The organism is Chloroflexus sp. (assembly GCF_049970315.1).
GTDB lineage: Bacteria > Chloroflexota > Chloroflexia > Chloroflexales > Chloroflexaceae > Chloroflexus.
Window position 1 is genome coordinate 27,373 of the sequence record NZ_JBMFNE010000030.1, and the last position, 14,450, is coordinate 41,822.

Annotated in this window: 9 protein-coding genes; 3 read left to right on the forward strand and 6 right to left on the reverse strand. The window is 56.4% G+C overall.

The window, feature by feature from the left end; genetic code table 11:
- Positions 1-32: 32 nt before the first annotated feature.
- Both ACP5OT_RS15990 and ACP5OT_RS15995 read right to left on the reverse strand, forming a co-directional pair.
- On the reverse strand, positions 33-1,028 hold the full coding sequence (locus tag ACP5OT_RS15990) for an AfsR/SARP family transcriptional regulator (RefSeq protein WP_424677141.1): 996 nt from the start codon (positions 1,026-1,028) through the stop codon (positions 33-35).
- Positions 1,029-1,032: 4 nt separating this feature from the next.
- Positions 1,033-3,831 carry a helicase gene (locus tag ACP5OT_RS15995; protein WP_428132711.1) on the reverse strand — a complete coding sequence of 933 codons (2,799 nt, stop codon included), beginning with the start codon at positions 3,829-3,831 and terminating at the stop codon, positions 1,033-1,035.
- Between the two features lie 159 nt (positions 3,832-3,990).
- Here ACP5OT_RS15995 and ACP5OT_RS16000 point away from each other — a divergent pair, with 159 nt between their 5' ends.
- Positions 3,991-4,818, forward strand: a complete 828-nt coding sequence (locus ACP5OT_RS16000) for an alpha/beta fold hydrolase (RefSeq protein WP_424677143.1) — start codon at positions 3,991-3,993, stop codon at positions 4,816-4,818.
- An 8-nt stretch (positions 4,819-4,826) separates the two neighbouring features.
- Here the strand turns inward: ACP5OT_RS16000 and ACP5OT_RS16005 are convergent, their stop codons facing one another.
- The 3 genes from ACP5OT_RS16005 to ACP5OT_RS16015 form a co-directional block, all read right to left on the reverse strand.
- Positions 4,827-5,636 (reverse strand): FkbM family methyltransferase, encoded by an 810-nt coding sequence (locus ACP5OT_RS16005; protein ID WP_428113423.1) that lies wholly within the window; start codon positions 5,634-5,636, stop codon positions 4,827-4,829.
- Between the two features lie 77 nt (positions 5,637-5,713).
- Positions 5,714-6,046, reverse strand: a complete 333-nt coding sequence (locus ACP5OT_RS16010; protein WP_424677150.1) for a DMT family transporter — start codon at positions 6,044-6,046, stop codon at positions 5,714-5,716.
- Between the two features lie 129 nt (positions 6,047-6,175).
- Positions 6,176-7,057: a LysR family transcriptional regulator gene (locus ACP5OT_RS16015; RefSeq protein ID WP_424677145.1), complete on the reverse strand. Its 882-nt coding sequence runs from the start codon at positions 7,055-7,057 to the stop codon at positions 6,176-6,178.
- A 191-nt stretch (positions 7,058-7,248) separates the two neighbouring features.
- Between ACP5OT_RS16015 and ACP5OT_RS16020 the strand changes: the two genes are divergently transcribed.
- A complete protein-coding gene (locus ACP5OT_RS16020) occupies positions 7,249-8,823 on the forward strand; it encodes a proton-conducting transporter membrane subunit (RefSeq protein WP_424677146.1) in 1,575 nt (524 codons plus the stop codon).
- Between the two features lie 105 nt (positions 8,824-8,928).
- Positions 8,929-11,448 carry a YbcC family protein gene (locus ACP5OT_RS16025; protein ID WP_428113417.1) on the forward strand — a complete coding sequence of 840 codons (2,520 nt, stop codon included), beginning with the start codon at positions 8,929-8,931 and terminating at the stop codon, positions 11,446-11,448.
- A gap of 161 nt (positions 11,449-11,609) precedes the next feature.
- Here ACP5OT_RS16025 and lon read toward each other — a convergent pair whose 3' ends face one another.
- The gene (gene lon, locus ACP5OT_RS16030; RefSeq protein WP_428132715.1) at positions 11,610-14,045 is read right to left on the reverse strand and encodes an endopeptidase La; all 2,436 of its coding nucleotides are present in this window, start codon (positions 14,043-14,045) and stop codon (positions 11,610-11,612) included.
- Positions 14,046-14,450: the final 405 nt, after the last annotated feature.

A 14,450-nucleotide genomic window follows, 5' to 3' on the forward strand; every position in this document is an offset into this window, starting at 1 on the left:
GCGCACTACCGTGCGGCTTTACTGGGTTTGTGTTATTGGATCAATTCGTGATAGAGTTGCACCACCGGATCGTCGCGTTTACGGCGAGGGTTGATCCCGGTGGCGGTGAGGTAACGTTGATACGCTCGTTGCATCTCCATCGGTAAGCCAAGTCGATGGTTTGCCCGCAACAGCCAGCTTACGACTGCCGCGGTGCGCGGCTCGAGGGCGAGAATACGCTGACAATATTGAATGCACTGTTGGTCATTGCCGTTGGCGAATGCATCTGCGGCTAATCGCTCGCCGGCGATGACGGTTTTACTCAAGAGGTTTGCTGCGCGTTCGGTAGCCCACCGTTGCGCACCGGCAATCCCTTCCATATACGGCCCATCGTATAAGTCGAGTACGTATTGAAAAAAGGGAACGGCAGCGCTCAGGCCTTGTTCGGTGACGGTTCGTGTCGCTAGCTCGAAAGTGCGTTCAAGCAGATCGGCATCGCTCTGGTAACGATCGGGGTTGAGTACACAGCGCTGCCGGTCGGTAATAAGGAGTTGGTTGGTGAGAGTTTCACCGCCAACCTGCTGGAGTACTTGGCGTAATGCGGTAAGGGTACGGGCAAAGCTGCTGGCGCTGGCTTCGCCATCCCACACTGCCGATGCAATTTCGTGACGGGGAGCGCCACTTGCTCCACAGTGAACGAGATAGGCGAAGATGCCTTGCACTTTGCGTCCACCCGCACGCCCAGTTTCGCTCTGACCCCATTCTTCCGCTTTGATCATCCGGCTATCGATGAACACTTGAAACTCGCCGAGACAGTGAACGTACACACCACGGAAGGGGCGTAGTTCGATGCGCAGACCACTGATCTCGCTGATGTGGCGTAGCGCTATCTGTGCTTGTTCACTAAGCTCAGGATCGTCAAGCAGACGACGTAAGTACGTGAGGGCGCGGTTGCCGTAATGGGTCAGGAGAATGGTCGTAGCTTGCCGACGAACCAGCGGGTCGGCGTGGGTCAATAATGGCAGATAGAGCGTGACTGGATTCGACATGCCGCTACTCTTCTACACTATTATGACGCTCTTCAGGAGGAAGGCGACGTACAACACTGACAGACGGATCGATCCGTAGTTCGCCGTGTTCATCGAAGTCGACGATCAAGATTTCTCGGTCGCCGTTCACCAGGCTAAGACGGACTTTGCCTGCACCATATGGCATACAGATGATGCGGTCACCAGGGTGAAAGCGCGGTTCAAAGGTTGGATTACCGGAAGCCGGCGACTCGCTACGGCGCGGTGTTTCCGTTGCAATGCGCGAACGCCGTTGGCGCAGGCGGGCCAAGATGGCTTCGGCATCAGGTAAAGTTGGCTCTTCGCTTGGCGCTGCTGCGGCTGGTGTTTCCGGCTCAACCGGTGTTATCGATTGTGGTCGGTTAGCATTGGAGCGTGGTGGTACTCGGTCAGGTGGACGGCTGTACCGGTTGCGGGTGTGGCCGGTAGCGCGATTTGGGCGCGGTGGTTCAGCACGCACCGGTGGGTCGGATGCGCGTGTCGGCGGGTCGGGCGCGCGTGTCGGCGGGTCGGGCGCGCGTGTCGGCGGGTCGGGCGCGCGTGTCGGTGGGTCGGATGCGCGTGTCGGCGGGTCGGTCGCGCGTGTCGGCGGGTCGGGCGCGCGTGTCGGTGGGTCGGACGGGCGCGTCGGCGGGTCAGACGGGCGCGTCGGTGGGTCGGGCGCGCGTGTCGGTAGGTCGGGCGCGCGTGTCGGCGGGTTAGATATGCGTGTTGCGGAAGATTGTGCCCGTGGTGGGAGTGCAATGGTCATATCGACCTCGCCGCCCAACACGGCCAACAACCAATCCATATCGGCACGGGCAAGCGGCTCGAACAGCGGGTCAAGCCGTTGATCGAGAGCAATGTCGTAGGCGAGCGGCAATATCGTCTCTAAGTGTTCGTAGAGCCATGCCGCAAGACCATTGCCACTCGGTTGGGCATCGATCAGGTAAAGATAGTTATTGTCTGGATCGTAAGCGGGAACACAATCTTCCAAACGGGCTAACGTCTGCACTGCAATCGCTGCTGCGCATGACCAACCGACTAACTGACCGGTCACATTTAGAGGACGATTGAGCTGAATCCAAATCGCCGGACTATGCCATTGGGATGTGAAAGGTGCCGGTAAAGTCCGTTCTTGCACGACATTGCGACTATTGTGCTCGCGGTAAGCGTAGGTCGTCTCTTCGATCATCACACGGCCCCAAGCAAGCCGTGGTCCATGACCACCCTGTTTACGTCCCTGTTTACGTCGAAGTTCACGCTGACCCCACTCATTATGGATGTGTACGCGACAGCGACGGAGGGGGATGGTGCGCCGACCACTGTCAGCAACAAGCTGTACGGTAGCTTGCTCTTCGTCCTGAGCAATCACTCGCTGACCGCCGCGTAGTGGCGGGAGTGCAGCCCCGACAAACGCCCAGCGCCCCGTGATTGAAGGATCGGCAGTACCGATCGGTTGTCCTTGCTCATCAAGGAGAAAGAGTGGATCGGTACCGGCAGCGTGCAGATCGAGCGGGATGTAGGGGTCACTCTGTGTGCCCGGTAGCCAGAGTGGTGGCTGATGAGGGAGGCGGTGGAGATGGAGGTGTGCTTCCAGTCGTTCGACCGTCGGGGTAAGCTGCCATTGCTGTATTTCTTGCTGGCGTAATGGTTGTTCGTTGGCGGCGCAGACCAGATGTAATGCAGCCACGAATGAGTTGATCGGTGCCGGTGGCCAGACAGGAGGCTGGAGCAAAGGCCATGTTGCCAGATCGGTCACCGCGAGTCGTTGCAGGGCTGGCTCGCTGATTCCACGCCCAAGGAGCAGGATCACCAGCATTGCTCCACTGCTCAAAGCAGCAGAAAGCTGTACGGCGCCGTTGTCAGCACCGGTGATTATCTGAACGTGGGCCGGTAGCGGGGTGGAACCAACACTTAGTGCATCGCCGGTGAATGCGCGCAGCGTACCGATCTCAAACCGGTTCGCAACCAGACGAACGGTTGCACCGGCAGTGACGAAAGCGTTGGCTAACTGCATTATCTCGTGTTGACGGTCGCCATCGCTCTGCCAGAGCGCGAGCGTCGTTGCCGGATGGGGCAAATCGGTGACTGGGGTGATCCGCCATTCTTGACCGCTGAGCAGTTGCAAGGCAATTTCGACACCACTCACCGGCGCCACCGAGCCACCCAGCAAAGGGGGGTGTGGGGCCAGCCGTGTCGCGCGCAACAATGCCATACTGAGGTGGCCGGCAGCTACGCCATGGTACGTGTGGAGATCGGGAATGGCGATCATCCGAAGGCGTGACCAAAAATAACGCCAGGCGCGGTCGTGAAAGCGGAGGAGCGAGCTGTGTAGTTCTGGTAGCGTAGTGATGACGAGGCGGGAAGTCGGCGCTGTCCGGCGGTTGGAGCCATTGGTAGCCGTGATGGCGATGGGCGGACGAAGAGAATGGGCTAGTACCGTAGCTTCGCGCTCGTGGAGGAGTGCTTGATCGGGATCGGCGGCAATGAGCAGCGCTGTCGCCGATGGTTCGTGATGGAGTAAGTCAAGTACCAGCAGGTGCAGACTCGCGCGACTAAGCATGCCGGTGCCGGTGATCGCGAAAGCGGTTCCGCGGCGGAGGGCGGCGAGCGCAGTGGATTGGGCTTGAAAGAACGGTAAGCCGACTACATCTAACCATGCATCTTTCAGCGCCGGGGCGATCGTGAGATGGCTAATCCGCACACCGGCCCGGCCAGGCACGTGGTGTAGCGCGATCAGGGGCGATGGTTTTCGTCCAGATCGTTCGGCCAGCATCTGCAAGATTTCGATGAAGTCGCTCATCGTTACCAACTATGTCTGCGCTCCAATGGCTTGCCAACGATTGACCGAAGCGTGATCACCTTCCGTCAACCTGTCAATAGTGTGATTGTAGCATGCCTGTCGAACATCCATCAGCAGCGTGGTATACTCCTGTCGGTTCTGCCTGATGAGGGATATTCTATGCGTTCACGATGGTTGCGAGTCAACGGCTATCAACTCCATTGGATCGAAGCGGGCCGCGGACCGGCAGTCGTATTGTTGCACGGGTTTGCCGGTTCGTGTGCCGATTGGGAACCGACCGTGCTGTGGTTGGCAGAACAAGGCTATCGTGCATTGGCCGTAGATGCACTGGGCTTTGGGCATTCCGAAAAACCGGTTCACGCGCCGTATGGTTTGGCATTGCAGAGCGATCTCTATGCAGCGTGGTTGGCAGCACTCGGTATTGAGCGCGCTGCTTTTGTTGCCCACTCTATGGGGGGAAAATACGCATTGGCAACTGTGATCCGTCATCCAGCACGGGTAGCGCGTTTGGTGTTAGTCGCCACCGATGGCTTTGTCAACCCATCGCCATTGACGATCATCGGTGGTTGGCCGGTGCTTGGCGAGACGATCCTCTGGCTTTCAGCGCATCCGGCGGTGGTCCGTGCCTTTTTAGCCGCTGCGTTTCACAACCCTGAGTCATACGTGACGACAGAGTTGATTGAACGTGGGCGGGCAGCGATTAGTGGGGTGGCTAATCGACGGGCATTGACGGCCCTTAGCCGACGTTATACGGCGACCGATCTTGGTCTAACTGGATTGCGCGCCCGCCTACACGAGATTCGGGTTCCCACCTTGCTGATTTGGGGGGCACACGATCGTATCTTCTCCTTGCAATATGCGACCACTGCTCATCGTGAACTTCCGTGTTCGCAACTGGTGGTGATACCGCATTGCGGTCACTTTCCGCATATCGAGGCGGTGCGTCCGTTTCGCGGTGTGCTCAGTGGGTTTTTAGCTTCACTCTAAGGTAGGATTTACGCACCGCCGTACCAACACACGGGTAAAGTTATACGTTGCTTCTCGGTATTATCACTATCGAGCGGGTGGGGAAAGTCGCGGCGGAACGTTGTACCGTGCAAGCGATCGCAACGCAGAAACGTAAACTCCATTGTCGGTGGAATAGCAATGTTGCCGATTCGAACGATGTTACAACAGTTGTTTGGGTGAATATGGACACAGGCGTGGGTTTGCAAAAGTTTGACAATGGCTCGGCTGGCAGTGTGAAAAAACCACTTATTCCACAACTGATCGAGATGATGAAACTCGATAATCATAATCCGAAACCGCTGAAGAAGGTCCGGTGCAGTAGCTAAAAGCACTTCGTACTCAAACCCCTCAATATCCATTTGCAGCAGAAGATCACCGGTCGCATCCGCCGGCAATTCGTGGGTCACCCAATCGGCCAGCGTAAGATACTGCCCATCGCTCATTGCACCGATAAACACCTTGCGAAAATGAAACGCCGGGTGATGAGTCGCCGGTCCTTCCACCGACGCATCGGCCATATATACTTGCATACCACGCTCAGCACAGGCTAACTCAAACGCAGAGATGTGCCCGACACCAGGCGAAAAACAGGCCTGAATGCCATGTAAGTCATCGGGAACGACGTACCCACCATCACCGCGTGGCCCCAACCGGATAAAAGGGGTTGGTGGGGCTAATGGATGAAGTTGTTTGATCAGCGCTTGCACCCGTTCAGGTGGAGTGAGGTTGGTTGGAAACATGCGAAACGGTGCGCAAAGCTGAATCAGTTGCTGTAAGACAGTACGTTTGAACGTCATTGCCCTATCTGCATACAATCGGTGATAGCTTTATTGTAGCAAGGCGGCTATCATATCGTCAATTTACAACATCGTTATCAATGCACTTCAACTTTTGACAAAAGATTTAGAATAATGACACCTATAATGATAAACCCGATGCCTACCATTGCCCATATATCGAGTTGTTGACCGTAGAGAACCCACGCAATGGCAGTAATGAGGATAATCCCAATTCCCGACCAGATCGCGTAGGCGATACCAACCGGAATAGCTTCTAAGGCGAGCGACATCGCAAAAAATGAAATAGCATACCCTACTATGACAATAATCGAGGGCCATAAACGAGTGAAACCGGCACTGGCCTTCAGCGCCGATGTTGCCATCACCTCAAATAAGATGGCAATAAGAAGATAGATCCAGTACTTCATCATCGTCTCCTTTCCGGGTCAATGGTAAAAATACCAAAAAAAAGGCCAATAATAGCCCGCTGAGGGCAAATTCACTTCAAGCCCCCTTAGAGATGAGGAGGCAGAGGTCGGTATCAGTTCGAATCGCGATTAATCAGGTGCGGCAGGGTTGGGGAGGACGAGTTTCAAGAGAGGGTTGGGAAACCGGCGCGTCATCGTAATCGCACAAAACGTCTCGACGAGGCCGGGGAGCACGGCATATTCGACCAACTTACCACTGTCTAATTCATCTTTCACCACAATTGGCGGTATAACGGTTAACCCGCTATGCTCACGGGCCACAAGACGCATCATGGCCATGTCGTCAACTTCGGCCACAATATGTGGTCTGATGTTCCATTGTTGCATCAGGGCGTCGAACCCGGCACGGATCGTCGATTCCAGGGTTGGAACAACCAACGGCTCAGTCTGCAACAAAACCTCTAGTGGAGTGTGATAACGATCTGGCCGCGGATAACCGATCAAACCGACCGACTGGGTATCGATGACATACACAATCCAGGGTGAGGCATGATCGCGGGGTGGCACCACATCCGATAGCACCACATCGAGATCGTACAACCTGAGACTGTTGAGTAATTCATCGAGGGTGCCTGAGCGGATGATCACTTTACTACCGACATCGAGTAGCAATGGACGCAAAAAGTGCACCTGAAAGTTGCGCGAGAGGGTTGCTAGGGCACCGACACGCAATACCTGCTGCTGGGTTTCATTCAAGCGACCGAACGTGCCGAGGAGTTCATCGCCTTTGGCAAAAATCTCGTCGGCAAAGTTCAGCGCAATGTGTCCTGCTTCAGTCAAGACGAGCCGCCGGCCTACTCGCTCGAACAGCGGTTGTCCCAGATAGTCTTCGAGCGCGCTGATCTGCATTGAGAGCGCCGATTGAGCGATATTGTGTTTCTTGGCGGCACGGGTGAGGTTACCTTCGTGTGCCACAATCCAGAAGTAACGAAGGTGATGATAATTTAACATACACTGTTCCGGTCACGGATCGTACAGGTTATCTCCCCTCAGTATGCCAGATGATTGATGCTTCCGCAATGACTGCTCGTGTGATTGTTCTGTTAAAACGAACAAATTGAGAAGATACATATATTTTACTGATTGAAAACTCCATGCTACTATCCAACTGTCGACTATTGAAATCGAGGAGGTTCGGTTGTATGGATGGTGTGCTGGCACTGCTCACGTATCTCGTGCCGTTCTCGCTGATGATGGTAGGGGTGTTGGGGATGTTGAGGCTTTTGCCATCGGTTGAATTGACCTTTCAGCTTGGGCGAGCCATCAGCATCGCTTCGTTTGGCTTGATGGTGATCTTGGGAGTGGTCGTTGCTCTTCATGGCCCATTAGTGAGTCCGTTGATCGGCATTGGTGCGGTGGGGCTATCACTACGTCTCGATGCGCTCAGCGTCGTAATGTCGTTGCTGGTGACATTCCTCGGGTCGGTACTGATCCAGTTTAGTCGGAACTATCTCGATGGTGATCCGCGTCAGCAGCTCTTTTTTATCCGTTTGTACTTGACCATTGGCGCAGTCTTATTGATGGTGCTGTCCGGCAATTTGTGGCAGTTGGTCGTGGCGTGGGTTATGACCAGTTTGACCTTGCATGAGCTGTTGGTCTTCTACCCAGATCGGCCTCAAGCAATTCGGGCAGCACGGAAGAAATTTATCGTAGCGCGGATCGGTGATGCCTGTCTGATCATCGCCGCCGTGTTGCTGGCGCAGACCTTCGGTACAACCGATCTTGGGATGTTGCGTGAGGCCGCAGCGAGCGCGCTGGCTGCCGGTATTGCACCGACCGGGGCGGTCATCGGGGCGCTGTTGATCGTGGTTACTGCAGCGCTGAAGTCGGCGATGTTCCCGTTCCACGGCTGGTTGCTTGAGGTGATGGAGACGCCGACGCCGGTGTCGGCGTTGCTACACGCCGGTTTGCTGAATGCCGGTACTTTTTTGGTAGTGCGGTTTGGTGAGCTGGTCTTTTTGAATCCGGCGGCGTTGGTCTGCTTGATTGTAGTGGGCGGTTTGACTTCGATTATTGCTTCCTCTGCGATGATCACCCAGAGTAGCGTGAAGGTGTCGCTGGCCTATTCGAGTGCAGCGCACATGGGTTTTATGCTGATGCTATGCGGTTTTGGTGCGCATACGGTGGCGATTATGCATCTCATTGCCCACTCGTGTTACAAGGCCCATGCCTTCCTTTCGTCGGGTAGTGTAATCGAGTACGTGCGTAATACCGGTGCCCAAAAGCTTAATCAGGTGCCGCATCCGTTTGCTTTGCTGGCGAATATGGCGGTGGCAGTGCTGATGTTTTTGGCTGTGGCAACTGCCATCGGGATCGATATCACCAAGCGCCCGGCTGAGACGGCAATGGTCACGATCTTTATGACTGCCGTGGCTTATCTGTTGATAAAAGGCACGACCGGCAAAGCTCCGTTGTTTGTAATTAGTCGCACGGTAGGTATGGCCGCTCTCGTCACACTGGCGTTTTTTGCGCTCGAGGTGATAGCCGAGTTCCTACTGAGTAGTGCGGTCGCCGTCTACCCGCCACTCGATCCGATCACGTGGGTGGCAGTTGTGATGGCTGTCGGCGCGTTCGTTATCGTGATGGCTCTGAGTTCCTACTTGCCTGCGCTCACCAATCGACCGGCGTGGCGCGCGTTCTATGTCCATCTCAAGCACGGCTTTTACGCCAACGCGGTCTTCGACCGTTTGCTCGATACGTTCCGTCTCGCTCGTTAATCTGCTGTAGGCCAAGACGCCGAATGTCCGACGACGTGGCGCTACCTATTGCGCCTTAGTGGTTGCTGTGTGCCGATAACGATACAACAACAGGAGAACGTCACGATGACGATGGTTAAGACTAATATCAAAACGATGTCGGTATTCGCTATTCCCTCTCCGACGCTATCACGCGAAGATATTGCTGACGCAGTGCGGCGTGCCGAGCAACGGATTGCACCTCTCTGGCCGTTACGCAATTTTGTCGCGGTAAACCCTTATCTTGGTTTGATCGATTACTCATTTGAGCAAGCCGCGCATGTGTTGGCTTGTCGGGCTGGCGCCCGGATGACGTTGCCGCGCTCGTTTTATGCCCAAGCAATCGAATGTGGTCGGATTACCGATGATGATCTCGCTGCCGCTTTGGCGGAGGGCATTCCCTTCCGCGGTGCGCCGGAGACAGTTGCCGCTTTAAAGGCGTTTGCTCGCGACAATTCACCAGAGCCGGTAGGTAATGTCCTGCCGACGGTTGCCGATCTGGCGGCAAAGATAACTGGCAGCAATTGGTCTGCTATCGTGACCGATTCCATCTCAAACTGGGCCGGTGCGTACTTCGATCTCGGTCAATCGTACTGGCGCTCACCATGGGCTAAGCTGCCGGCATACGCGGCGTGGCGGGCTGAAGCGGCGTTCGATCGCACACCTCAGGTACGTGGTGCACGTGCGTTCCAACGTGTGTTACGCGATATGCCCAGTACTGCAACAGAGACAATCGTTGTTGCGCTCAAGCAGTTGCAGGTTCCAGCGACCGGTTTGGAGGCGTATCTTCATCGGTTGTTGCTGTCAATCCACGGTTGGGCCAGCTATGCTCGCTACCTCCGTTGGGAAGCAGAATTGTACGGTGGTCAGGATGAGACGCTCACCGATCTACTGGCTATTCGACTGGTGTGGGAAGTGGGATTGTGGCAGAGTTTTGCCGGCGATGGGGTGGCCGCTGCGTGGGAGCAGTCGATCGGTGAGATGTGCAATGGGCAAGACGACGATGAGTTTAAGCGTGTGCTAGGTGGTGATCTGTTGCTGCAACGAGCATTTGAGCACGCTTACCGGCGCAAATTGTTTGCGCAACTCGGTGTGACAGCACCGGTCACGACCGGAACCCGCAAGCGCGTGCAAGCTGCTTTCTGTATTGATGTGCGTTCTGAGATCTTCCGCCGCGCGCTGGAAACAGTGTCTGGCGAGATCGAGACGATTGGTTTCGCCGGATTTTTCGGTTTTCCAATCGAGTACATTCCATTGGCCGAGGCGGAAGGTGGCGCCCAGTGTCCGGTCTTACTGACACCACAATTCGTGATTGCCGAATCGGTTGACGGTGCTACGCCATCGGAAGTGGAAGCGGCCATCACCAAGCGAGCGATGCGTCAGCGCGTGGCAAAGGCGTGGCGTATGTTTAAATTTGCTCCGGTCTCGTGCTTTGGTTTCGTCGGGCCGGTTGGTTTGGCCTATGTGCGCAAATTGCTGCTCGACACGCTGGGCATAACCCGCCCGGTGCCGCATCCGGCAACCTTCGGTCTCGATGGACAAACGCGCGCACGAGTTAAGCCGAGCCTCGAACCGCGCTCGTTCAACGGACGACTGATCGGTATGCCGCTCGCACAGCGGATCGCTGCCGCAGCTGGTGCGCTCAAGGCGATGTCACTGACCGACAACTTTGCCCGGATCGTACTACTGGCCGGTCACGGCTCGACTACTGTCAATAATCCACACGCGACCGGTCTCGACTGTGGCGCGTGTGGTGGGCACACCGGCGAGGCAAACGTGCGGGTCGCCGTGCAGATACTCAACGATCCGGCGGTGCGGGCCGGTCTGTGCGAGCACGGGATCGTTATTCCCTCCGACACGGTGTTCGTGGCCGGTCTCCATGACACGACGACCGATGATGTGACCATCTTTGACAAGGGTGATATTCCGGCCAGCCATGCCGATGATCTCCAGCAGTTGGAACGTGATCTGGCCGCTGCCGGACGGTTGGCGCGGGCCGAGCGGGCAGCCCTACTCAACGTCGACCGCAACACCGACATTGACCGGGCGGTGCGTCGGCGTAGCACAGACTGGTCGCAAGTACGGCCAGAGTGGGGGCTGGCCGGGTGTGCCGCTTTTATTGCTGCACCCCGTGAGCGCACCGCCGGCATCTCGCTCGACGGGCGCGCTTTCCTGCACAATTATGACTGGCGGCAAGACGGCGACTTCAGCGTACTGGAGCTGATCATGACCGCGCCGATGATTGTGGCGAGCTGGATCAACCTGCAATACTTCGGCTCAACGGTGGATAATCGGGTTTTTGGTAGTGGCAACAAGACGCTACACAACGTGGTCGGGACGCTTGGCGTTCTGGAAGGCAACGGTGGCGATTTGCGGGTTGGGCTACCCTGGCAGTCGGTCCATGACGGTAAGCGGTACGTGCATGAACCGATCCGTCTGCACGTTCTCATCGAAGCACCGATTGAGGCAATGACTGCTATTATCACCAAGCACGAACAGGTGCAACAACTGCTTGACAACGATTGGCTCTACCTATTCGCAATCGGTGAAAACGGTAAGATTACTCACCGGTATGCCGGTGGGTTACGGTGGGAAACGTGCGTATAGCCACGGATGCCATTTTAGGGCTACGGTCAGGGCGCACGTTCCTGCGCCCCGACCACATCACGATCCCGGCGCCTCAATGCAGGCGCCGGAGAAAATTGCCCCGACCACATCACGATACCGGCACCTCAATGCAGGCGCCGGAGGAAATTGCCCCGACCACATCACGATACCGGCACCTCGTCGGTACGGGGTGGCATCGTAATGACCGGCGCGTTTTCACTCGGCGGCAACAACGCAATATTCAACACCTCGTCGAGAGTCTCAACCGGAATAAATGTCATCTCGGCGCTCACCTTCAGTGGCAGATCATCGAGATCGTGCATATTGCGCTTTGGTAAAATGATCGTGCGAATACCGGCTCGATGCGCACCAAGCGCCTTCTCTTTAATACCACCGATCGGTAACACTCGTCCGCGCAACGAGATTTCACCGGTCATTGCCAGATCATCACGCACGAGGCGACCGGTTGCTGCTGAAGCCAATGCGGTTGCCATCGTAATACCGGCCGAGGGGCCATCTTTCGGTACTGCGCCCGCCGGCACGTGAATGTGGATGGCGTGGGTCTCGAAGAAATCCGGTTCGATGCCGAGCGAGCGGGCGCGCGAACGAACATACGTCAGCGCGGCTTCGGCGCTTTCGCGCATCACATCGCCGAGCTGGCCGGTGATGATCAACTCCTTCTTTCCTTCGACTGCACTCGCCTCAACAAAGATAATATCACCGCCGACGGGCGTCCAGACCAACCCAATCGCGACACCGGGTTGATCGATCCGTTCGCGGGTCTCGTTGGTGAAGCGCGGGCGCCCCAAGGCAGTGCGGACAAAGGCGGCATCGACCACAAACGGCAGACTGGCTGGGTAAATCTCGCCCTCACTAAGGCGACGGGCCACCTTACGCAACACCGCACCTATTGAACGTTCGAGGTTACGCACACCGGCTTCGCGCGTATATTCGTTGATAATGCAGCGCAATGCCTCTTCGGTTACCATTGCCTCATCAGGACGCAAGCCATTGGCGCGTAACTGACGCGGCACCAGATGGCTCAGGGCAATTTGTACCTTCTCGTCCTCGATATAACCGGAGAGTTCGATCACCTCCATCCGATCGCGCAATGCCGGTGGCACCGTATCCCACGTGTTCGCCGTGGCGAGGAACAGCACCCGTGAGAGATCGAAGGGCAGATTGAGATAGTGATCGGTAAAGGTATGGTTCTGTTCTGGGTCAAGTACTTCGAGCAGCGCGGCTGCCGGATCGCCACGGTAATCGATGCCGAGCTTATCGATCTCATCGAGCAAGATCACCGGATCGGCCGTACCGGCGCGACGCAGCTCTTGAATAATCCGCCCCGGCTGCGAACCAATATACGTGCGGCGAAAGCCGCGCAATTCGGCCTCATCGCGAACTCCACCCAAGCTCATGCGGACAAAGCTTCGCCCCAAGGCACGGGCAATACTCTGACCGAGGCTCGTCTTACCGACACCAGGTGGCCCCACAAACGCGAGAATCGGCTCGCGATTAGCCCGCAGATTCTCTTCACCCAACATCGCACGCCGCTGCTTGACCGCCAAATATTCAAGGATCCGCTCTTTGACCTTCTGCAAGCCGTGGTGGTCTTCGTCCAACACCTGCCGCGCATACGCAATATCAATCGGCTGGCCGGTATACTTATTCCACGGCAGTTCGGCCAACCACTCTAGATAGGTACGTACCATCTGATATTCCGGCGAGCTTGCATTAATGCGAGCCAATCGGTTCAACTCGCGGTCAGCCTCTTTACGGGCCACATCGGGTAGGTTGGCGGCAGCCAGCTTCTGGCGTAAGTCATCGAGCTCAGCAGCTTCACTACTATCTTCACCCAGCTCTTTTTGAATCGCTTTCAACTGCTGACGCAGATAAAATTCACGCTGCTGTTTCGCAGCGCTCTCTTGCACTTCTTGGCGGAGGCGTGCTTGCACCTCGAGCAACGCAAACTGCCTGCGGTAAAAATCGCGCACCTTACGCAGCCGTTCGACAACATCAAACGTTTCGAGCAGGTCTTGCCGTTCGGCAAAGGTGTAATCGGGCGAATAGCCGGTATTATCGGCCAGATGACCGGGATCATCGATAGAGCGCACAAAATTGCGAATCTCTTGGGTCACACCGGGCCGCAGTTCGAGCACCGCATCGATGGCAGCGTGCGCTTCTACCATCAATTGTTCGAGTTCAGGAGTTCGTTCAAACACATCAGGCCGGCGCGTAAAGGTAAAACGTAGAAAAGGCGAAGTCTGTGTCGCTTCCCCCAGTTCGGCCCGCACCAACCCACGCACAACCACGCCGGTCGAACCGTTGGGAAGCGTACCAAGTTGCTCGATACGTGCTACCACGCCTACCCGGAAAAACTGCTCGACAATCGGCGCCTCAGCCGGCGGGTCGGGGCGGCGGGCCGCCAGCAACACATAACGCCCTTCGCGCACCGCGGCCTCGGCGGCTGCCACACCGAGATCGTCGAGCGTCAAACTCACCACAGTATGCGGGAAGACCACTGCTCCTTCCAGTGGAATCAGCGGCAGAGTCTCAGGTGTCGTTTGTTCTGGTTCATGCAACGTTGCCTCGCTCATAGCACATCTCCATCATCGAAAGCAGAAGGGAATATCCTTCCGCACTATGTGTATTGTGAAACGCGCGCGAAAGCGTGTCAATGGCAGCGGTCAAGTTCTAGTGAAACTCTAACAGTAGAGGCGCAGAGATTGGTAACGCAAAGGCGCAGAGGACGCAGAGAGCGCAGAGTGTTTTATAGAACCGAAGCGACGCGGTAGCCGGCAATGTAGAGTAAGGCGCAGAGGACGCAGAGAGCGCAGAGTGTTTTATAGGGATAACCCCAAGCACACTCTTACCCGACCTAAAAACCTTCGCGTCCGCTGCGCTCTTAGCGCCGTTGCGTTCAGCGTCCGCTGCGCTCTTAGCGCCGTTGCGTTCAGCGTCCGCTGCGCTCTTAGCGCCGTTGCGTTCAGCGTCCGCTGCGC